The sequence below is a fragment of the Streptomyces sp. NPDC104814 genome (assembly GCF_055583185.1).
Window position 1 is genome coordinate 327885 of the sequence record NZ_JBVJOL010000010.1, and the last position, 21690, is coordinate 349574.

Consider the following 21690-nt stretch of genomic DNA (forward strand, 5'->3'; position numbering starts at 1 on the left):
ATGTCGAAGCTCGGCAACCTCGGCGCCCGGCTCCACCGTGGCGAAATCGGCTACGACTTCATCGGCAAGCGCAAGATCTGGTACGGCGTCTCGATCCTGATCACCATCACGGCCATCCTGGGCCTTGCGGTGCGCGGCCTGAACATGGGCATCGAGTTCCAGGGCGGTGCCGTCTTCACCACCCCGAAGAACATGTCGGTGTCGGTGGCGAGCGCCGAGGGCTACGCACAGGACGCCTCCGGCCACGACGCGATCGTCCAGAAGCTCGGTGACGGCAGCCTGCGCATCCAGGTCGCGGGCATCGAGACCAGCGACGCCACCAAGATCAAGAACGAGCTGGCCAAGGACCTCAAGGTCGACGCGGAGAAGATCAACGCCGACCTGGTCGGTCCCAGCTGGGGCGAGCAGATCGCCAACAAGGCGTGGCAGGGCCTCGCCATCTTCATGGTCCTCGTCGTGATCTACCTGGCGATCGCCTTCGAGTGGCGCATGGCCGTGGCCGCGCTCGTCGCCCTGATCCACGACATCACCATCACCACCGGTATCTACGCCCTCGTCGGCTTCGAGGTCACTCCGGGCACGGTGATCGGTCTGCTGACCATCCTCGGTTACTCGCTCTACGACACGGTCGTCGTCTTCGACAGCCTCAAGGAGCAGACGAAGGACATCACCAAGCAGACCAGGTGGACCTACAGCGACATCGCGAACCGCTCCATCAACGGCACCCTGGTCCGTTCCATCAACACCACGGTGGTCGCGCTGCTGCCGGTCGCCGGCCTGCTGTTCATCGGCGGCGGCTTCCTCGGCGCCGGCATGCTCAACGACATCTCGCTGTCGCTGTTCGTCGGCCTCGCGGCCGGTGCGTACTCCTCGATCTTCATCGCCACGCCGCTCGTCGCCGACCTCAAGGAGCGCGAGCCGCAGATGAAGGCCCTGAGGAAGCGCGTCCTGGCCAAGCGGGCCCAGGCCGGCGCCCAGGAGGAGTTCGCAGCCGCCCGCAGCGGCGCCGACGACTCCGACGACGCCGCGCCCGCGGTCGTCGGCCCCCGTGACCAGTCCGCCACCCGCAACCGCGGTCGCGGCCGGCCCTCGGGGAAGCGCCGATGACCGAGATCCGCGAGCTGCTCCTCAGCCGTATCCGGGACGTGGCCGACTATCCGGAGCCCGGCGTGATGTTCAAGGACATCACCCCGCTGCTCGCGGACCCGGCGGCGTTCACCGCGCTCACCGACGCGTTCGCCGAGATCGCCGAGCGCACCCGCGCCACCAAGATCGTCGGCCTGGAGGCCCGGGGCTTCATCCTCGGCGCCCCCGTCGCCGTCCGCGCGGGCCTCGGCTTCATCCCGGTCCGCAAGGCGGGCAAGCTCCCCGGAGCCACCCTGAGCCAGTCCTACGACCTGGAGTACGGCTCGGCCGAGATCGAGGTGCACGCCGAGGACCTGAGCGCCGACGACCGCGTCCTGATCGTCGACGACGTCCTCGCCACCGGCGGCACCGCCGAGGCAGCGGTCCAGCTGATCCAGCGGGCCGGCGCCGAGGTCGCGGGCGCCGCGGTCCTGATGGAGCTGAGCTTCCTCGAGGGCCGCCCGCGCCTGCAGGCCGCCCTCGGCGAGGCCCCGCTGGAGGCGCTGCTCACGGTCTGACGCAACCGAAGGTCACACGAGAGGCGGGCCCGGGGGAATCCGGTGCCCGCCCCTTGTGTTTCCGGGGTACACGGTCCGCACAGTGGCCTGAAGGCGATCCTGGAGCCCAGGCTCGCTACGATGGGGACTCCGGAGCCTGACCGGGGGACCCGGATCGCGCACGAGGAGTCCTCTTGCCAGACGAGGCCCAGCACCTGACCGCCGCCAAGCCCGAGCCAGCCCCGGGATCCGCGGCACAGCCCGCGCCGACCGCGCCGCACGCGAAGAACGACACCCGCGGGCCGGTCCAGCACGCCCAGTCGGCGCCCGTCGACAAGCCGGCCGAGGAGATCCGCCCCAAGCCCGCGCCCCCCGAGCGGCCCGTCAACGCGCCCGTGGTCCGCACGCCCGCGGCCCCGCCCGCCCGCACGGGCTCCTCCAACCGCGTCCGCGCCCGTCTGGCCCGCCTCGGCGTCCAGCGCGCCAACCCCTACAACCCGGTCCTGGAACCGCTGCTGCGGATAGTCCGCAGCAACGACCCCAAGATCGAGAACTCCACCCTGCGGCAGATCGAGCGCGCCTACCAGGTCGCCGAGCGCTGGCACCGCGGCCAGAAGCGCAAGAGCGGCGACCCGTACATCACGCACCCGCTCGCGGTCACCACCATCCTCGCCGAGCTGGGCATGGACCCGGCCACGCTGATGGCCGGCCTGCTGCACGACACCGTTGAGGACACCGAGTACGGCCTGGAGGACCTGCGCCGCGACTTCGGCGACGTCGTCGCCCTGCTCGTCGACGGCGTGACCAAGCTGGACAAGGTCAAGTTCGGCGAGGCCGCGCAGGCCGAGACCGTGCGCAAGATGGTCGTCGCCATGGCCAAGGACCCCCGCGTCCTGGTCATCAAGCTCGCCGACCGCCTGCACAACATGCGCACCATGCGCTACCTCAAGCGCGAGAAGCAGGAGAAGAAGGCGCGCGAGACCCTGGAGATCTACGCGCCGCTCGCCCACCGCCTGGGCATGAACACCATCAAGTGGGAGCTGGAGGATCTCGCCTTCGCGATCCTCTACCCCAAGATGTACGACGAGATCGTGCGCCTGGTCGCCGAGCGCGCCCCCAAGCGCGACGAGTACCTGGCCAAGGTGATCGACGAGGTCCAGGGCGACCTGCGTGCCGCCCGCATCCGCGCCACCGTCACCGGCCGCCCCAAGCACTACTACAGCGTCTACCAGAAGATGATCGTCCGCGGCCGTGACTTCGCGGAGATCTACGACCTGGTCGGCATCCGCGTCCTGGTGGACACCGTCCGCGACTGCTACGCCGCGCTGGGCACCGTCCACGCCCGCTGGAACCCCGTTCCCGGGCGGTTCAAGGACTACATCGCGATGCCCAAGTTCAACATGTACCAGTCGCTGCACACGACGGTGATCGGGCCCAGCGGCAAGCCCGTCGAGCTGCAGATCCGCACCTTCGACATGCACCGCCGCGCCGAGTACGGCATCGCCGCGCACTGGAAGTACAAGCAGGAGGCCGTCGCCGGCGCCTCCAAGGTGCGCACCGACGCGCCGAAGTCGTCCGGCAAGGGCAAGGACGACCACCTCAACGACATGGCGTGGCTGCGCCAGCTGCTGGACTGGCAGAAGGAGACCGAGGACCCGGGCGAGTTCCTGGAGTCCCTGCGCTTCGACCTGTCCCGCAACGAGGTCTTCGTCTTCACCCCCAAGGGCGACGTCATCGCCCTGCCGGCCGGCGCCACCCCGGTGGACTTCGCCTACGCCGTGCACACCGAGGTCGGCCACCGCACCATAGGAGCGCGCGTCAACGGCCGGCTCGTCCCGCTGGAGTCGACCCTCGACAACGGCGACCTGGTCGAGGTCTTCACCTCCAAGGCCGCCGGCGCCGGACCCTCCCGGGACTGGCTCGGCTTCGTCAAGTCGCCCCGCGCCCGCAACAAGATCCGGGCCTGGTTCTCCAAGGAGCGCCGCGACGAGGCGATCGAGCAGGGCAAGGACGCCATCGTGCGGGCCATGCGCAAGCAGAACCTGCCGATCCAGCGCATCCTCACCGGCGACTCCCTGGTCACGCTGGCGCACGAGATGCGCTACTCCGACATCTCCGCGCTGTACGCGGCGATCGGCGAGGGCCATGTCTCCGCGCAGCACATCGTGCAGAAGCTGGTGCAGGCGCTCGGCGGCGAGGAGGCCGCCACCGAGGAGATCGACGAGGCGGTCCCGCCCACCCGCGGCCGCGGCCGCAAGCGGCGCAGCAGCAACGACCCCGGTGTCGTGGTCAAGGGCGTCGACGACGTGTGGGTGAAGCTGGCCCGCTGCTGTACGCCGGTGCCCGGCGATCCCATCATCGGCTTCGTCACCCGCGGCAGCGGCGTATCGGTTCACCGCAGCGACTGCGTCAACGTGGAGTCGCTCTCCCGTGAGCCGGAGCGCATCCTCGAGGTCGAGTGGGCGCCCACCCAGTCCTCGGTCTTCCTGGTCGCCATCCAGGTCGAGGCCCTGGACCGCTCCCGGCTCCTCTCCGACGTCACGCGCGTGCTGTCCGACCAGCACGTCAACATCCTGTCCGCGGCCGTCCAGACGTCCCGCGACCGGGTGGCGACCTCACGGTTCACCTTCGAGATGGGCGACCCCAAGCACCTGGGTCACGTCCTGAAGGCCGTACGCGGCGTCGAGGGCGTCTACGACGTCTACCGCGTCACCTCGGCCCGCCGGCCGTCGTAAGGCCGGCCACAGGGCCGTACAGGCCGCGGGAGACATGGCATGGGAAAGCCCCCGTACACGAGGTGTACGGGGGCTTTACCGTGCCCGGGAGGAGCGGCTCAGCCGCCGAACTCCTGCAGGCCCTTCAGCGCCTGGTCCAGCAGGGCCTGGCGGCCCTCCAGCTCACGCTCCAGCTTGTCGGCCTTCGCGGTGTTGCCCTGGGCGCGCGCCTGCTCGATCTGGCCGCGGAGCTTGTCGACGGCGGCCTGGAGCTGACCGGTCAGACCCTCGGCACGCGCGCGTGCCTCCGGGTTCGTCCGGCGCCACTCGGCCTCCTCGGCCTCCTGGATCGCCCGCTCGACCGCGTGCATCCGGCCCTCGACCTTCGGCCGGGCGTCCCGCGGCACATGGCCGATGGCCTCCCAGCGCTCGTTGATCGAGCGGAACCCGGCCCGCGCGGCCTTGAGGTCCGTCACCGGCAGGAGCTTCTCGGCCTCCTCGGCCAGCTCCTCCTTCAGCTTCAGGTTCTCCGCCTGCTCGGCGTCCCGCTCCGCGAACACCGAGCTGCGCGCGGCGAAGAAGACGTCCTGGGCGCCGCGGAAGCGGTTCCACAGGTCGTCCTCGTGCTCGCGCTGGGCGCGGCCGGCGGCCTTCCACTCGGCCATCAGCTCGCGGTAGCGGGCAGCCGTCGGCCCCCAGTCCGTCGAGCTCGACAGGGCCTCGGCCTCGGCGACCAGGCGCTCCTTGGTCCGGCGGGCCTCCTCGCGCTGCGCGTCCAGCTGCGCGAAGTGGGCCTTGCGGCGCTTGGAGAACGCCGACCGGGCGTGCGAGAACCGGTGCCACAGCTCGTCGTCCGACTTGCGGTCGAGCCGCGGCAGCCCCTTCCAGGTGTCCACCAGGGCCCGCAGCCGCTCGCCGGCCGCCCGCCACTGGTCGGACTGCGCCAGCTCCTCGGCCTCCACGACCAGGGACTCCTTGGCGTGCCGGGCCTCGTCGGCCTGCTTGGCCCGCTGTGCCTTGCGCTCCTCGCGGCGCGACTCGACGGTCGCCACGAGCTTGTCCAGGCGCTGCCGCAGCGCGTCCAGGTCACCCACCGCGTGGTGCGCGTCCACCTGCTCGCGCAGGTGGTCGATCGCGGCCGTGGCGTCCTTGGCCGACAGATCGGTGGTGCGCACTCGCTTCTCGAGGAGGCCGATCTCGACAACCAGGCCCTCGTACTTGCGCTCGAAGTAGGCCAGCGCCTCCTCAGGGGAGCCTGCCTGCCAGGAACCGACGACCTGCTCGCCGTCGGCCGTCCGCACGTACACGGTCCCCGTCTCGTCGACGCGGCCCCACGGGTCGCTGCTCACAGCGCCTCCTCCACATGATGCCTGCGAGGGGCCTTCGAGCTCCCCCGGGCATCGTCCACAGTTTGTTCACCGCCAACATAGGCGACCAGCGGGTTGCCTGTCCGCATCCAGCGCGACGGAAATTTCCCAGCTGGCCGCGCCGGACGCCCAGGTCGCGTCACGACTTCACGACCGTCGCCCTGTCGATCACCACCGTCGCGTTCGGGGCGGTGTTCTGGGTGGTGGGATCGGCGGGCTGGGCACCGGCGTTCGCGATCTTCTTCAGCACCTGCATGCCCGCCGGCGACACCGTACCGAACGGTGTGTAGCTGGGCGGCAGCGGGCTGTCCTGGTACACGAGGAAGAACTGGCTGCCGTTGGTGTTCGGGCCGGAGTTCGCCATCGCGACCGTGCCCGCCGGGTAGACGTTGCCCTTCAGGCTCTTGTCCTTGAGGTTCTCGTCCTTCATCTTGTAGCCCGGGTCGCCCATGCCCGTGGCCGTCGGGTCGCCGCACTGCAGCACGTAGATGCCGGACGTGGTCAGCCGGTGGCACTTGGTGTGGTCGAAGTAGCCCTTGCCCGCGAGGAAGTGGAACGAGTTCACCGTGTGCGGGGCCGCCGACGCCTTCAGCGCCAGGTCGATCTCACCGCACGTGGTGTCCAGCTTCATCGTGTACTTGGCCGACGTGTCGATCGACATCGCCGGCTCCTTGTCGAACTTCAGCTTCTTCACCGCGCCCGGAGCCGGCTTCGCGCACGGGTCCTTCGGCTTGGCCGACGCCGACGGCGTCACGTCGGCGCTCGCGTTCGACTTGCCGTCGTCCTTGAACACCCCGGTCGTGTACACCGCGAGCCCGCCCACCAGGACCACACCGAGCACCGAGGCGATCACGGAATTACGGACCCGCGCCTTGCGCCGCGCGTCGGTGCGCCGCTGCTGCTGCCGCAAGAACTTCTCCCGGGCGAGCTGACGCCGCCGCTGCTCCTGGCTGACCACCGGGGTTACTCCTCAATGCCTCTGGTACGTCGGGTGGGGCGCGTGCGTCCGATGAACCGATCGCCTGCGTGTGCCCCGTACCGTATATGGGTTCGCTGAGGAATCGGCAGCGCCGGTAGGCTCTGACCGCGGGCGCGGGCGCGAGACGCCGCCCCCATACCGACCACAACCGCCACAACGAAGGACGATCGTGCTCATTGCCGGGTTCCCCGCCGGGGCCTGGGGGACGAATTGCTATCTCGTCGCCCCCGCCGCCGGTGAGGAGTGCGTGATCATCGACCCGGGCCATCAGGCGGCCCCCGGAGTCGAAGAGGCGCTGAAGAAGCATCGGCTCAAGCCCGTCGCCGTCGTCCTCACCCACGGTCACATCGACCACGTGGCCTCCGTCGTCCCCGTGTGCGGCGCGCACGACGTACCGGCCTGGATCCACCCCGAGGACCGGTTCATGATGAGCGACCCGGAGAAGGCGCTCGGCCGGTCCATCGGCATGCCGCTGATGGGCGAGCTGACCGTGGGGGAGCCGGACGACGTCAAGGAGCTGACCGACGGCGCGCAGCTGGAGCTGGCCGGTCTGGAGCTGACCGTGGCGCACGCGCCGGGCCATACCAAGGGGTCGGTGACCTTCGGCCTGCCCGAGACGGCGGACATCCCGCCGATCCTGTTCTCGGGCGACCTGCTGTTCGCCGGCTCCATCGGACGCACCGACTTCCCCGGTGGCTCCATGGACGACATGCTCGAGTCCCTGACCCGCGTGGTCCTGCCGCTCGACGACGCGACCGTGGTGCTGTCCGGACACGGCCCCCAGACGACCATCGGCCAGGAGCGCGCCACCAACCCGTATCTGCGGCAGGTGGCGGCCGGCCAGGGAGCGCCTACGGCTCCCCGACGAGGAATGTGATCGAGAGACTTCCGTGAGCACCTTCAAGGCCCCCAAGGGCACGTACGACCTGATCCCGCCGGACTCGGCCGCGTACCTCGCGGTGCGCGAGGCGATCGCCGCCCCGCTGCGCGCCTCCGGCTACGGCTACATCGAGACCCCCGGCTTCGAGAACGTCGAGCTGTTCGCGCGCGGTGTCGGCGAGTCCACGGACATCGTGACCAAGGAGATGTACGCCTTCGAGACCAAGGGCGGCGACAGGCTCGCCCTGCGCCCCGAGGGCACCGCCTCCGTGCTGCGCGCCGCGCTGGAGGCCAACCTCCACAAGGCGGGCAACCTCCCCGTCAAGCTCTGGTACTCCGGCTCCTACTACCGCTACGAGCGCCCGCAGAAGGGCCGCTACCGGCACTTCTCCCAGGTCGGCGCCGAGGCGATCGGCGCGGAGGACCCGGCGCTCGACGCTGAGTTGATCATCCTCGCCGACCAGGCGTACCGCTCGCTCGGTCTGCGGAACTTCCGCATCCTGCTCAACAGCCTGGGCGACAAGGAGTGCCGGCCGGTGTACCGGGCCGCGCTGCAGGACTTCCTGCGCGGCCTCGACCTCGACGAGGACACGCTGCGCCGCGCGGAGATCAACCCGCTGCGCGTCCTGGACGACAAGCGCGAGGCGGTGCAGAAGCAGCTCACCGGCGCCCCGCTGCTGCGCGACTACCTGTGCGACGCCTGCAAGGCGTACCACGAGGAGGTCCGCGAGCTGATCACGGCCGCGGGCGTGGCCTTCGAGGACGACCCGAAGCTGGTGCGCGGCCTCGACTACTACACCCGCACCACCTTCGAGTTCGTCCACGACGGCCTCGGCTCGCAGTCCGCGGTGGGCGGCGGCGGCCGCTACGACGGCCTGTCGGAGATGATCGGCGGCCCCGCGCTGCCGTCCGTCGGCTGGGCGCTCGGCGTGGACCGCACGGTGCTCGCGCTCGAGGCGGAGGGCGTCGAGCTCGAACTGCCCTCCACGACCAGCGTCTTCGCGGTGCCGCTCGGCGACGAGGCCCGCCGCGTGCTGTTCGCCAAGGTCACCGAGTTGCGCAAGGTGGGCGTGGCGGCCGACTTCTCCTACGGGCACAAGGGGCTCAAGGGTGCGATGAAGAACGCCAACCGCAGCGGCGCCCGCTACACGATCGTGGCCGGCGAGCGCGACCTCGCCGAGGGCGTCGTCCAGCTGAAGGACATGGAGTCCGGCGAGCAGACGGCGGTCGGCGTGAACGAGATCGTGGCGGAGCTGGAGTCCCGGCTCGGCCGCTGACGACCGACCACAACCACGGAGGGCGCCGGGTGATCCCGGCGCCCTCCGCCGTCGACCGGGCGCCCTCCGCCGTCAACCCGGCGCCCGCGCGGTCGCTCCGCGAGGGGATTTTCGGGCCGGGCGCGCGACATGCGCGGCGGGGCGTCCGATCAGCGGCCGGATCCGAACGCCCGCCCTCCCGGGCGCGTACTTCCTTATGTCCATCGAACGGTGGACAGTGGGACGCGTGCGGCACAATGGCCCTGCCCGAAGAAGGTCCAACTCTCAAGTGACGGAACCGGCGGAATGAGCAAGACGACAGTGAAGGACGTCTCCACCGACCCCGAGCCGCAGCACGCCGGGGCCGCCGCGCCGCGCACCGTGGGCGGCAGCCGCGCCTTCGGAGTGCTGCTGGTGATCACCGGCTCGGCCGGACTGCTCGCCGCCTGGGTCATCACCCTGGACAAGTTCAAGATCCTCGAGGCCAAGGTCGCGGGCAAGACGTTCACGCCCGGCTGCAGCTTCAATCCGGTCGTCTCCTGCGGCAGCGTGATGGAGTCCAAGCAGGCCGCCGCCTTCGGATTCCCCAACCCGATGCTCGGCCTGGTCTGCTACGGCATCGTCGTCTGCGTCGGCATGAGCCTGCTGGCCCGCGCCCGCTTCCCGCGCTGGTACTGGCTCACCTTCAACTTCGGCACGCTCTTCGGGGTGGCTTTCTGCACCTGGCTGCAGTTCCAGTCCCTGTACCGGATCAACGCGCTGTGCCTGTGGTGCTCCCTGGCCTGGGTCGCCACGATCACCATGTTCTGGTACGTGACGTCGTTCAACATCCGCAACGACCTGCTGCCCGCCCCCCGCTGGCTCAAGGGCTTCTTCGGCGAGTTCACCTGGGTCCTGCCGGTCCTTCACGTCGGCATCATCGGCATGCTGGTCCTGACCCGCTGGTGGGACTTCTGGACCAGCTGACGCCGCCCCGGCGGTCCGCGCGGCCGAGATCGGCCCGCCGGGTTGTCAGTGCCGTCCTTTAGGGTTTCTGACGTGGAGCCCGACCTGTTCACCGCCGCAGCCGAAGAACGCCAGGAGAAGGACCCGACGACCAGCCCCCTCGCGGTCCGGATGCGTCCGCGCACCCTCGACGAGGTCGTCGGGCAGCAGCACCTGCTCAAGCCGGGTTCACCCCTGCGCCGGCTGGTCGGCGAGGGCGCCAAGGGGCCGGCGGGGCCGTCCTCGGTGATCCTGTGGGGCCCGCCCGGTACGGGCAAGACGACGCTCGCCTACGTCGTCTCCAAGGCCACCAACAAGCGCTTCGTGGAGCTGTCCGCGATCACCGCCGGGGTCAAGGAGGTGCGCACGGTCATCGACGGCGCCCGCCGCGCCAGCGGCGGATACGGCCAGGAGACCGTCCTCTTCCTCGACGAGATCCACCGCTTCAGCAAGGCACAGCAGGATTCCCTGCTGCCCGCCGTCGAGAACCGCTGGGTGACCCTGATCGCGGCCACCACCGAGAACCCGTACTTCTCGGTCATCTCCCCGCTGCTGTCCCGCTCCCTGCTGCTCACCCTCGAACCCCTCAGCGACGACGACATCCGCGGCCTGCTGAAGCGCGCCCTCACCGACGAGCGCGGCCTGAAGAGCGCCGTCGACCTCCCCGAGGACACCGAGAACCACTTGCTGCGCATCGCCGGCGGCGACGCCCGCCGCGCGCTCACCGCACTGGAGGCCGCCGCCGGGGCCGCCCTGGACAAGGGCGAGGCGGAGATCTCCCTGTCCACCCTGGAGGAGACCGTCGACCGGGCCGCGGTGAAGTACGACCGCGACGGCGACCAGCACTACGACGTCGCCAGCGCCCTGATCAAGTCCATCCGCGGCTCCGACGTCGACGCGGCCCTGCACTACCTGGCCCGCATGATCGAGGCCGGCGAGGACCCCCGGTTCATCGCCCGCCGTCTGATGATCTCCGCCAGCGAGGACATCGGCCTGGCCGACCCGAACGCCCTGCCCATCGCGGTCGCCGCGGCGCAGGCCGTCGCCATGATCGGCTTCCCCGAGGCCGCGCTCACCCTCAGCCACGCCACCATCGCCCTCGCGCTGGCGCCGAAGTCCAACTCCGCCACCACGGCGATCGGCGCCGCCCTGGACGACGTACGCAAGGGGCTGGCCGGGGCGGTTCCCGCGCATCTGCGCGACAGCCACTACAAGGGCGCCGGCAAGCTCGGCCACGGCCAGGGCTACGTCTACCCGCACGACCTGGCCGAGGGCATCGCCGCCCAGCAGTACGCCCCGGACGTGCTCAAGGACCGCGAGTACTACACCCCGACCCGGCACGGCGCGGAGGCGCGCTACGCGGACGCCGTGGAGTGGACCCGCAAGCACCTCGGTCGCAAGCGGTCCTGAGCGCCCTGTAGACTGCCCTGAAGTGCCGAGTTCCGTGCCGTCAGAGCGGGACAGCCGGCCGGAACCCCCCGCGGGTTCCAGGAGCGTCGCGCACCGTCGAACGGTGTCGCGGGCAGCCCACCACCACCCGGAGCTCCGGGAAAGGTCGGTGGGCCACTCGCGTGCTGCACGTATGTGCCCAGATCAGGGGAGCGGCTGCCCGGCAGGTCCCGTGTGGACCCGACGGGTTTCCCCGGCTGCGGATGCGACCTCCCGCAACCCTGACAAGCCGGAACAAGGAAAAGAGAAACAGTGGCGAACCAGTCCCGCCCCAAGGTCAAGAAGTCGCGTGCCCTCGGCATCGCGCTGACGCCGAAGGCCGTCAAGTACTTCGAGGCCCGTCCCTACCCGCCGGGTGAGCACGGCCGTGGCCGCAAGCAGAACTCGGACTACAAGGTCCGTCTGCTCGAGAAGCAGCGTCTGCGCGCTCAGTACGACATCTCCGAGCGCCAGCTGGTGCGCGCCTACGAGCGTGCCGCCAAGGTGCAGGGCAAGACCGGTGAGGCCCTGATCGTGGAGCTGGAGAAGCGCCTCGACGCGCTGGTCCTGCGTTCGGGCATCGCCCGCACGATCTACCAGGCCCGCCAGATGGTCGTCCACGGTCACATCCAGGTCAACGGCAAGAAGGTCGACAAGCCGTCCTTCGTCGTCCGTCCCGACGATGTCGTCCAGGTCCGCGACCGCTCCAAGGAGAAGACCCTCTTCACGATCGCTCGTGAGGGTGGCTTCGCCCCCGACGGTGAGACCCCGCGCTACCTGCAGGTGAACCTCAAGGCCCTGGCGTTCCGCCTGGACCGCGAGCCGAACCGCAAGGAGATCCCGGTGATCTGCGACGAGCAGCTCGTCGTCGAGTACTACGCCCGCTGATCCTCGGCCAGGCGCAGCACTCCCTCAGCCCGCCGTCTCCCCGCCCTTCCGGGTGGGCGAGGCGGCGGGCTGCCGCGTTCCCGGACCACCGCGGCGCGCCGTGCGCGGCGGCGGAACGGACGGCAGCGACCGGCCCCGCCCCAGCGCCCGCGCCACCGCCTCGCCCCACCCGAGCCGCCGCCCCTGCCGCACGCACTCCTCGTACCGCGCGTCCCCGAGCCGCTCCCGGGCCGTCGCCTCGCACAGCTCGTGCGGAGCGTTGTAGTACGCGGACCCGAACAGGGGCAGCCCCACCGACGGCCACACCCCGGCCGCCGCGCCCTGCAGCACCGCCGCCTCCGCCGCGTCTCCCTCCGTCGCGGTGACCAGCGCCAGCAGCTCCATCGACAACACCGAGCCCAGCAGATCGCGGAACGCGTGCGCGCCGCCGAGGCACTCGGCCAGCAGCGCCCGGGAACGGGCCGTGTCCCCCTCGGCCCAGGCCGCGTACGCGAGCACGAACAGCGCGTACCCGAGCGCCCACCGCTCGCCGTGGTCCTCGCAGACCTGCCGCACGTCCTCGCACAGCCGCACCGCGTCCGGCAGATCGCCCTGGAACGCCCGGGTCATCGCCAGCTCCACCTGGCCCATCAGCACATTGCTGTTCAGCTCGCCGATCTCCTGGTAGCGCTCCAGCGCCGAGCGCAGCAACCGCTCCGCGCGGGCCATGTCGTCGGTGACCAGCGCCAGACATCCGGTGCGGTGCTCGGCGTAGGCGATGCCGGTCGCGCTGCCCACGCGCTCCGCCTCCGCACGGCACTCGGTCAGCGCCGCGAGGGCGGGCACCGGATCGCCCTGGAGGATCGCGACGTATCCCAGCACCCACAGGGCCTTCAGCCGCGGATGCTCGCCCGCGCTGTGCGCACCGCCCTCGGTCTCGAGTTCGAGGCTGCGCTGCAACCAGTGCCGTCCCTCCGCGAGCCGTCCGCAGCCCGCCCAGTAGAACCACAGCGAACCGGCCAGATACTGGCCCAGGTGCGCCTCGCCGGGCTCGGTCAGGCAGTGCTCCAGCGCACTGCGCAGATTCGGCAGCTCGGCCTCGATGCGCTGGGCGACCTCCGCCTGCCGGGGTGAGAACCAGTCCAGCTCGCACCAGGTCGCCAGCCCCATGTACCAGTCGCGGTGGCGGCGCCGCATCCGCTCCGCGTCGCCGGTCGCCGTGAGCCAGTCGGCGCCGTAGGCCCGGATCGTGTCGAGCATGCGGTAGCGCACGCCCGTGGCGCTCTCCTCACGGGTCACGACCGACTGCGCGATCAGCTCCGTCAGCACGTTCAGCACATCGTCCGCCGGCAGCCCGTGCCCGCTGCAGACGTATTCCACGGCGTCCAGGTCGAACTGCCCGGCGAACACCGTCAGCCGCGCCCACAGCAGCCGCTCGGCCGGGGTGCACAGCTCATGGCTCCAGCCGATCGCCGTGCGCAGCGTCCGATGCCGGGGCAGCGCGTCGCGCACCTGACCGGTCAGCAGCCGGAACCGGTCGTCCAGCCGCTCCAGCAGCTGCCCCGGCGACAGCGCCCGCAGCCGCCCGGCCGCCAGCTCCAGGGCCAGCGGGATGCCGTCGAGGCGCCGGCACAGCTCGCGCACCTCGGGCCCGTCGCCGACGGGCACGCCCTGGGCGGCGGCGCGCTCGGCGAACAGCTCCACCGCCTCCTCCTCGCCGAGGGGCGCGAGCGGCAGCAGCCGTTCACCGGCCAGGCGCAGCGGGCACCGGCCCACCGCGAGGATCCGCAGCTGCGGGAGCCGGGCCAGCAGGTGGGCCACCAGCTCGGCGCACGCCTCGGCCAGATGCTCGAAACCGTCGAGCACCAGCAGGAGTTCCCGGCCGGCGAGATGCGCGAGCAGCGTCTCGCGCGGCGCCCGGGACGTGTGGTCCGTCAGACCCAGCGCCTCCACGAGCGCGTACGCGACGAGGCCGGCGTCCCGCAGGGGTGCCAGATCCACCCGCCACACCCCGTGCGGGGCCGCGCAGCGCGCCGCCGCGCGCGACGCGAGCCGCGACTTGCCGACCCCGCCGGGGCCGGTCACGGTCACCAGCCGCGAGCCGCGCAGGGCCTCGGCCAGGTCGGCCAGTTCGCCGGCCCGGCCGACGAACGCGTTCGATTCCGCGGGAAGATGGCCGCCCGCGGGAGTACCGGCGCGCTGATGATCTCGCATGGGACACGGAGCGTACTGAACCGTAATCACTGCGTACAATCGCTTCCCGGAACTCCGGCGCCCACGCCCCCTAATCCGGTACGGAGCCCGAGCCCCGGCGCGATAGGCTCGGTGCACGACTTTCTCGATGTTCAGGCACGTTTCAGGGAGCGGGTGCGCACAGTGTCCGGTGGTGAGGTGGCCGGGATCCTGGTGGCCGTCTTCTGGGCGATCCTGGTCTCCTTCCTCGCGGTGGCTCTCGCGAGGCTGGCCCAGACGCTCAAGGCGACGACCAAGCTCGTGGCGGACGTGACCGACCAGGCCGTCCCGCTGCTGGCCGACGCCTCCCAGGCGGTGCGCTCCGCGCAGACCCAGATCGACCGGGTCGACGCGATCGCCTCCGACGTCCAGGAGGTCACCTCGAATGCCTCCGCCCTGTCGACGACCGTTGCCTCCACCTTCGGCGGCCCGCTGGTCAAGGTCGCGGCCTTCGGCTACGGCGTCCGCCGGGCGCTGGGCGGGCGCAAGGGTGAGGTGCCCGCCGAGGAGTCGAGGCGTACCGTGATCGTGGGCCGCACCGTCCCGGCCTCGCGACGGGGCAAGCGGAAGTAAGGACTGAGACCGAGCGATGTTCCGCCGTACGTTCTGGTTCAGCACGGGCGTCGCCGCCGGTGTGTGGGCCACCACCAAGGTCAACCGCAAGCTGAGGCAGCTGACCCCCGAGAGCCTCGCCGCGACCGCGGCGAACAAGGCGCTCGAGACGGGACAGCGGCTCAAGGACCGCGCCGTGGGCTTCGCGCTCGACGTCCGCGACAACATGGCCCAGCGGGAGGCCGAGCTCGGGGAGGCCCTGGGCATCCACGAGAACCCGGAACTCGCGGCCCCCGGGCGCTACGCCGCCATCGAGAACAACCGCAGCAACCCGAAGTACGCCGAGAACCCGGCGTACTCGTACAACCGGAATGAGGACCACTGATGGAGTCGGCTGAGATCCGCCGCCGCTGGCTGAGCTTCTTCGAGGAGCGCGGGCACACCGTCGTCCCTTCGGCGTCGCTCATCGCGGACGACCCGACTCTGCTCCTCGTCCCCGCCGGCATGGTTCCCTTCAAGCCCTACTTCCTGGGTGAGGTCAAGCCGCCGTTCCCGCGCGCCACCAGCGTGCAGAAGTGCGTGCGCACGCCCGACATCGAAGAGGTCGGCAAGACCACGCGGCACGGCACGTTCTTCCAGATGTGCGGCAACTTCTCCTTCGGCGACTACTTCAAGGAAGGCGCCATCAGTTACGCCTGGGAGCTGCTCACCACGCCCCAGGACAAGGGTGGTTACGGCCTGGAGCCGGAGAAGCTCTGGATCACCGTCTACAAGGACGACGACGAGGCCGAGCGCATCTGGCACGAGGTCGTCGGCGTGCCGAAGGAGCGCATCCAGCGCCTCGGTATGAAGGACAACTACTGGTCCATGGGCGTCCCCGGCCCCTGCGGCCCCTGCTCCGAGATCAACTACGACCGCGGCCCCGAATTCGGCGCCGAGGGCGGCCCCGCCGTCAACGACGAGCGGTACGTGGAGATCTGGAACCTCGTCTTCATGCAGTACGAGCGCGGCGAGGGCATCGGCAAGGACAACTTCGAGATCCTCGGCGAGCTGCCGAGCAAGAACATCGACACGGGCCTCGGCCTGGAGCGCCTCGCCATGATTCTGCAGGGCGTGCAGAACATGTACGAGATCGACACCTCCATGGCCGTCATCCGCAAGGCCACCGAGCTGACCGGCGTGGCCTACGGCGACGCCCACGCCTCGGACGTCTCGCTGCGCGTGGTCACCGACCACATGCGCACCTCCGTGATGCTCATCGGTGACGGCGTGACCCCCGGCAACGAGGGCCGCGGCTATGTGCTGCGCCGCATCATGCGCCGCGCCATCCGCAACATGCGCCTGCTCGGTGCCACCGGTCCGGTCGTCAAGGACCTGATCGACACCGTCATCGAGATGATGGGCCAGCAGTACCCTGAGCTGATCACCGACCGAGAGCGCATCGAGAAGGTCGCCGTCGCCGAGGAGAACGCCTTCCTCAAGACGCTGAAGGCCGGCACCAACATCCTCGACACCGCCGTCACCGAGACCAAGCAGTCCGGCGGCACGGTCCTGGCCGGCGAGAAGGCGTTCCTGCTCCACGACACCTGGGGCTTCCCGATCGACCTCACCCTCGAAATGGCCGCCGAGCAGGGCCTGTCGGTGGACGAGGACGGCTTCCGCCGCCTGATGAAGGAGCAGCGGGAGCGCGCCAAGGCCGACGCCCAGGCCAAGAAGACCGGCCACGCCGGGGCCGGCGCCTACCGTGAGATCGCCGACAAGGTCGGCGCCACCGACTTCATCGGCTACAGCGACACCGAGGGCGAGTCCACCGTCGTCGGCATCCTCGTCGACGGCGCCTCCTCCCCGGCCGCCACCGAGGGCGACGAGGTCGAGATCGTCCTGGACCGCACCCCGTTCTATGCCGAGGGGGGCGGCCAGATCGGCGACACCGGCAAGATCAAGGTCGACTCCGGTGCCGTCATCGAGGTCCGCGACTGCCAGAAGCCGGTCCCGGGTGTCTACGTCCACAAGGGCGTCGTGCAGGTCGGTGAGGTGACGGTCGGTGCCAAGGCCCACGCCTCCATCGACGCGCGCCGCCGCAAGGCCATCGCCCGCGCCCACTCGGCCACCCACCTGACCCACCAGGCCCTGCGCGACGCCCTCGGCCCGACGGCCGCCCAGGCCGGTTCCGAGAACCAGCCCGGCCGCTTCCGCTTCGACTTCGGTTCCCCGTCCGCCGTGCCGACGGCCGTGATGACCGACGTCGAGCAGAAGATCAACGAGGTGCTCGCCCGCGACCTCGACGTCCGCGCCGACGTCATGGGTATCGACGAGGCCAAGAAGCAGGGCGCCATCGCCGAGTTCGGCGAGAAGTACGGCGAGCGGGTCCGCGTCGTGACCATCGGCGACTTCTCCAAGGAGCTGTGCGGCGGCACGCACGTGCACAACACCGCCCAGCTGGGCCTGGTGAAGCTGCTCGGCGAGTCCTCCATCGGCTCCGGTGTCCGCCGTATCGAGGCCCTGGTCGGGGTGGACGCCTACAACTTCCTCGCCCGCGAGCACACGGTCGTCAACCAGCTCACCGAGCTGCTGAAGGGCCGCTCGGAGGAGCTGCCGGAGAAGGTCGCCGCCATGCTCGGCAAGCTGAAGGACGCCGAGAAGGAGATCGAGAAGTTCCGCGCCGAGAAGGTGCTGCAGGCCGCCGCCGGTCTCGCCGAGTCCGCCAAGGACGTGCGCGGTGTGGCCGTGGTCACCGGTCGGGTCCCGGACGGCACCACCCCCGACGACCTGCGCAAGCTCGTGCTCGACGTGCGCGGCCGCATCCAGGGCGGGCGCGCCGCGGTCGTGGCCCTCTTCACGGTGAACAACGGCAAGCCGCTCACCGTCATCGCCACCAACGAGGCGGCCCGCGAGCGCGGCCTCAAGGCCGGCGACCTGGTCCGCACCGCCGCCAAGACGCTCGGCGGCGGCGGTGGCGGCAAGCCGGACGTCGCCCAGGGCGGCGGCCAGAACCCGGCCGCCGTCGGTGAGGCCGTCGACGCCGTCGAGCGTCTCGTGGCCGAGACGGCCAAGTGACGGTCGGGTAAGGAAACGGTCGGAATCATGCGCAGAGGACGTCGGCTTTCGATCGACGTCGGGGACGCCCGGATCGGGGTCGCCTCGTGCGACCCCGACGGGATCCTCGCCACCCCGGTGGAGACGGTCCCCGGCCGGGACATCCCCGCCGCGCACCGCCGGCTGCGGCAGCTGGTGGAGGAGTACGAGCCGATCGAGGTCGTCGTCGGTCTCCCTCGCTCCCTCAAGGGGGGCGAGGGCCCGGCCGCCGTCAAGGTCCGCGCGTTCGCCGAGGAGCTGGCCCGGGGCATCAAGCCGGTGCCGGTCCGGCTGGTGGACGAGCGGATGACCACGGTCACGGCCAGCCAGGGGCTGCGCGCCTCGGGCGTGAAGGCCAAGAAGGGCCGCTCGGTCATCGACCAGGCGGCCGCCGTCATCATCCTGCAGCAGGCGCTCGAATCCGAACGGGTGTCAGGCAAAGCCCCGGGCGAGGGCGTCGAAGTGGTCATCTGATCGCGATACGGTAACGTTCCGCGCGATGCGGCGGTGTTCGAACAGCCGCCGCACAACAAGAGGCGGGACGGAGCCGGAGCCACCAGCCGCGTGACCGCCGCCTCGCGGCTCTAGGGGATCGATGACTGAGTATGGCCGGGGCCAAGGCTCCGAACCGTGGCATCCGGAGGACCCGTTGTACGGGGACGGCGGATGGGAAGGGCAGCAGCCCCACGTGGGCCATCAGCCTGCCTACGGCGGCCAGCAGCACCACCCGCAGCAGCCGCACCACCCCCAGCAGCACGGGCAGCACCCGCAACAGCAGGGCTACGGCGACTGGAGCCCCGAGCAGCAGTCCGGGTACGACCAGCAGCAGTACCAGCACCAGCAGCAGTATCAGCAGCAGGAACAGCAGTACTACGGCGAGCAGCAGTACCCGCAGGACGGCGGCTGGGACAGCACGGGCACGCACGGGCACGTGCCGTATCCGCCCGACCCGGCCGACCCCTACGCGCAGCAGGCCGGCGCCTACGGGGGCGAGCAGCCCGACTTCTACCAGACCGAGGACGCCTACCCGCCGCCGGAGCCGCCCGCCCGTCGGCGCGGCGAGCCGGAGCCGCGGCAGGAGACCGACTGGGACCCCGGCCCGGACCAGGGTGAGCACGCCTTCTTCACCGGCGGCGACCCCGACGATGACCCCGAGGACGACGAGCCGCGCGGGCGTGCGGCCCGGCGCGGCGGCAAAGGGGGCAAGGGCGGCAAGGGCGGCAAGAAGAAGAGCCGTAACGGCATCGCCTGCCTGGTGGTCGCGCTCGTGTTCGGCGGCGGCCTCGCCGGGGTCGGCTACGTCGGCTACACCTTCTACCAAAATCGTTTCGGCTCGGCCCCGGACTTCGCGGGCGACGGCACGGGCGAGACCGTGACCATCGAGATCCCCAAGGGCGCGGGAGGCTACGACATCGGCCGCCGGCTCAAGGCGGCCGGCGTGGTCAAGAGCGTCGACGCCTTCGTCTCCGCGCAGCAGCAGAACCCGCACGGCAACTCCATCCAGGCCGGCGCCTACATCCTGCGCAAGCAGATGTCGGCCGCCAGCGCCGTCGAGATGATGCTCGACCCGAAGAGCCAGAACAACGTCATGGTCACGCCCGGCGAGCGCAACGCGCACGTCTACGCGGCGATCGACCAGAAGCTGGGCCTCGCCACCGGCACCACCAAAACCACCGCCGACAAGCAGTACAAGAGCCTCGGCCTGCCCAGCTGGGCGAACAACAACAGCGCGATCAAGGACCCGCTGGAGGGCTTCCTCGCCCCCGGCACCTATCCCGCGGCCAAGGGCATGAAGCCGGAGACGGTGCTGAAGGCGATGGTGACCCAGGCCGCCGAGGTCTACGGCCGCTACGACCTGCAGGGCAAGGCCCAGGCCCTCGGTCTGAAGGACCCGCTCCAGGTCGTCACGGTGGCCAGCCTGGTCCAGGCCGAGGGCAAGACCCACGACGACTACCGCAAGATGGCCGAGGTGGTCTACAACCGCCTCAAGCCCACGAACACGGAGACCAACCAGCTCCTGCAGTTCGACTCGACCTTCAACTATCTGAAGGGCGAGAGCAACATCCACATCGCCACACGCGAGATCTACAAGAACAAGGACCCGTACAACACGTACACCAACAAGGGTCTGCCGCCCGGCCCCATCGGCAACCCCGGTGAGGACGCCATGAAGGCGGCGCTGAATCCGACGCACGACGGCTGGATCTACTTCGTGGCGACCGACGGCGTGAGCAACACCGAATTCGCCAGGACGCTGGCCGAGTTCAACAAGCTCAAGGACAAGTTCAATGAAAGCTCGGGCAACTGACGCCCGCCGGGCGGCCGTCCTCGGCTCGCCCATCGCGCACTCCCTGTCCCCGGTGCTGCACCGGGCCGCCTACGCCGAGCTGGGCCTCGACGGCTGGAGCTACGACCGCTTCGAGGTCGACGAGGCCGGGCTGCCCGGTTTCTTCGACCGGTTGAACGCCGAGTGGGCGGGGCTTTCGCTCACCATGCCGCTGAAGCGGGCCGTGATCCCGCTGCTGGACGAGATCAGCGAGACCGCGTCCTCGGTGGAGGCCGTCAACACGGTCGTCATCGCCGAGGACGGCCGACGGATCGGGGACAACACCGACATCCCGGGCATGGTCGCCGCGCTGCGCGAGCACGGCATCGAGCAGGTCGGCACGGCCGCGGTGCTCGGCGCCGGCGCCACGGCCTCCTCCGCGCTGGCCGCGCTGTCCCGGGTGTGCTCGGGCGAGGTCGTCGTCTATGTGCGCAGCGAGGCCCGGGCCGCCGAGATGCGCGAGTGGGGCGAGCGCCTGGACGTCGAGGTGCGCACCGCCGACTGGGCGGACGCGGCCGAGGCCCTGCGCGCCCCCCTGGTGATCGCGACGACACCCGCCGGGACGACCGACGCCCTGGCCGCCGCCGTACCGGAGCGGCCCACCACGCTCTTCGACGTGCTGTACGACCCCTGGCCGACCGAGCTGGCCGCGCGCTGGTCGATGTTCGGCGGGGCCGTGGTCGGCGGCCTCGACCTGCTCGTGCACCAGGCCGTCCTCCAGGTCGAGCAGATGACCGGGCACACCCCGGCCCCGCTGGAGGCGATGCGCCGGGCGGGCGAGAAGGCCCTGGCGGAGCGCTGAAAGCGGCCATCGGCTCGCCTCCGCCGTCCGCGCCGGCGTCCGCCTGCTGGACCGGCGGCCGGGACTTGCGCCCGGACGTGGGAGGATCGGAGGTGGCGGGCCCGGGCCGCGCACCCGGTCGCGCCGTCGCCGTACGCGTGCGTGCGTGTACGCGGAGCAGAACCAGGCGCGAGCACTGAGGAGCATCGTTGAGCAGGCTGCGTTGGCTGACCGCGGGTGAGTCCCATGGTCCCGCACTTGTCGCGACGCTGGAGGGCCTTCCCGCCGGCGTGCCGATCACCACGGAGATGGTGGCGGACCACCTCGCGCGGCGGCGGCTCGGCTATGGCCGCGGTGCGCGGATGAAGTTCGAGCGGGACGAGGTCACCTTCCTCGGCGGTGTCCGGCACGGGCTGACGCTGGGCTCGCCGGTGGCGATCATGGTGGGCAACACCGAGTGGCCGAAGTGGGAGAAGGTGATGGCGGCCGATCCGGTGGACCCGGAGGAGCTGGCCGCGCTCGCCCGCAATGCGCCGCTGACCCGGCCGCGTCCGGGCCATGCCGACCTGGCGGGCATGCAGAAGTACGGCTTCGACGAGGCCCGGCCGGTCCTGGAGCGTGCCTCGGC

The 21690-nt window shown here is 70.7% G+C and carries 18 protein-coding genes; 15 read left to right on the forward strand and 3 right to left on the reverse strand.

From position 1 onward, the window contains the following. From secF to relA, 3 genes are all read left to right on the forward strand, one after another. Window positions 1-1107 carry a protein translocase subunit SecF gene (gene secF, locus ACZ64A_RS29915; protein ID WP_469814758.1) on the forward strand — a complete coding sequence of 369 codons (1107 nt, stop codon included), beginning with the start codon at window positions 1-3 and terminating at the stop codon, window positions 1105-1107. Continuing rightward, complete coding sequence (locus ACZ64A_RS29920; RefSeq protein ID WP_469814760.1) at window positions 1104-1643, forward strand: adenine phosphoribosyltransferase; 540 nt, start codon at window positions 1104-1106, stop codon at window positions 1641-1643. Before secF ends, ACZ64A_RS29920 begins: the two co-directional genes overlap by 4 nt. Before the next feature lie 173 nt (window positions 1644-1816). Continuing rightward, the gene (gene relA / locus ACZ64A_RS29925; RefSeq protein ID WP_469814762.1) at window positions 1817-4357 is read left to right on the forward strand and encodes a GTP pyrophosphokinase; all 2541 of its coding nucleotides are present in this window, start codon (window positions 1817-1819) and stop codon (window positions 4355-4357) included. A gap of 98 nt (window positions 4358-4455) precedes the next feature. Here the strand turns inward: relA and ACZ64A_RS29930 are convergent, their stop codons facing one another. Both ACZ64A_RS29930 and ACZ64A_RS29935 read right to left on the reverse strand, forming a co-directional pair. Further along, window positions 4456-5685, reverse strand: coding sequence for a DUF349 domain-containing protein (locus ACZ64A_RS29930; RefSeq protein WP_469814764.1), 1230 nt, complete (start codon window positions 5683-5685; stop codon window positions 4456-4458). Between the two features lie 157 nt (window positions 5686-5842). Further along, the gene (locus tag ACZ64A_RS29935) at window positions 5843-6661 is read right to left on the reverse strand and encodes a peptidylprolyl isomerase (RefSeq protein ID WP_469814766.1); all 819 of its coding nucleotides are present in this window, start codon (window positions 6659-6661) and stop codon (window positions 5843-5845) included. A 190-nt stretch (window positions 6662-6851) separates the two neighbouring features. Here ACZ64A_RS29935 and ACZ64A_RS29940 point away from each other — a divergent pair, with 190 nt between their 5' ends. From ACZ64A_RS29940 to rpsD, 5 genes are all read left to right on the forward strand, one after another. After that, a complete protein-coding gene (locus tag ACZ64A_RS29940) occupies window positions 6852-7559 on the forward strand; it encodes an MBL fold metallo-hydrolase (protein ID WP_469814768.1) in 708 nt (235 codons plus the stop codon). 13 nt (window positions 7560-7572) lie between these two features. Then, the gene (gene hisS, locus ACZ64A_RS29945; protein ID WP_469814770.1) at window positions 7573-8838 is read left to right on the forward strand and encodes a histidine--tRNA ligase; all 1266 of its coding nucleotides are present in this window, start codon (window positions 7573-7575) and stop codon (window positions 8836-8838) included. A 285-nt stretch (window positions 8839-9123) separates the two neighbouring features. Then, entirely contained in the window at window positions 9124-9783 is a 660-nt protein-coding gene (locus ACZ64A_RS29950; protein WP_469814772.1) for a vitamin K epoxide reductase family protein, read from the forward strand. A gap of 72 nt (window positions 9784-9855) precedes the next feature. Beyond that, window positions 9856-11211 (forward strand): replication-associated recombination protein A, encoded by a 1356-nt coding sequence (locus ACZ64A_RS29955; RefSeq protein WP_469814774.1) that lies wholly within the window; start codon window positions 9856-9858, stop codon window positions 11209-11211. Between the two features lie 291 nt (window positions 11212-11502). Next, window positions 11503-12117: a 30S ribosomal protein S4 gene (gene rpsD, locus ACZ64A_RS29960; protein ID WP_469814776.1), complete on the forward strand. Its 615-nt coding sequence runs from the start codon at window positions 11503-11505 to the stop codon at window positions 12115-12117. 24 nt (window positions 12118-12141) lie between these two features. On the opposite strand, the gene ACZ64A_RS29965 is transcribed toward rpsD, so the two are convergent. Beyond that, on the reverse strand, window positions 12142-14310 hold the full coding sequence (locus ACZ64A_RS29965) for an ATP-binding protein (RefSeq protein WP_469814778.1): 2169 nt from the start codon (window positions 14308-14310) through the stop codon (window positions 12142-12144). 153 nt (window positions 14311-14463) lie between these two features. Between ACZ64A_RS29965 and ACZ64A_RS29970 the strand changes: the two genes are divergently transcribed. From ACZ64A_RS29970 to ACZ64A_RS30000, 7 genes are all read left to right on the forward strand, one after another. Next, window positions 14464-14901 carry a DUF948 domain-containing protein gene (locus ACZ64A_RS29970; RefSeq protein ID WP_469814780.1) on the forward strand — a complete coding sequence of 146 codons (438 nt, stop codon included), beginning with the start codon at window positions 14464-14466 and terminating at the stop codon, window positions 14899-14901. Window positions 14902-14917: 16 nt separating this feature from the next. Further along, window positions 14918-15265 (forward strand): hypothetical protein, encoded by a 348-nt coding sequence (locus tag ACZ64A_RS29975; protein ID WP_361635104.1) that lies wholly within the window; start codon window positions 14918-14920, stop codon window positions 15263-15265. Then, window positions 15265-17937, forward strand: a complete 2673-nt coding sequence (alaS, locus tag ACZ64A_RS29980) for an alanine--tRNA ligase (protein ID WP_469814782.1) — start codon at window positions 15265-15267, stop codon at window positions 17935-17937. The genes ACZ64A_RS29975 and alaS overlap by 1 nt, the downstream gene beginning before the upstream one ends. Window positions 17938-17964: 27 nt before the next feature. Then, window positions 17965-18429, forward strand: a complete 465-nt coding sequence (ruvX, locus tag ACZ64A_RS29985) for a Holliday junction resolvase RuvX (RefSeq protein WP_469814784.1) — start codon at window positions 17965-17967, stop codon at window positions 18427-18429. 121 nt (window positions 18430-18550) lie between these two features. Further along, window positions 18551-20263 carry an endolytic transglycosylase MltG gene (gene mltG / locus ACZ64A_RS29990; protein WP_469814786.1) on the forward strand — a complete coding sequence of 571 codons (1713 nt, stop codon included), beginning with the start codon at window positions 18551-18553 and terminating at the stop codon, window positions 20261-20263. Continuing rightward, window positions 20244-21083, forward strand: a complete 840-nt coding sequence (locus tag ACZ64A_RS29995) for a shikimate dehydrogenase (RefSeq protein WP_469814788.1) — start codon at window positions 20244-20246, stop codon at window positions 21081-21083. Before mltG ends, ACZ64A_RS29995 begins: the two co-directional genes overlap by 20 nt. Window positions 21084-21271: 188 nt before the next feature. Beyond that, window positions 21272-21690: chorismate synthase (locus tag ACZ64A_RS30000; RefSeq protein ID WP_469814789.1), on the forward strand; the 419-nt coding region annotated here is incomplete at its 3' end.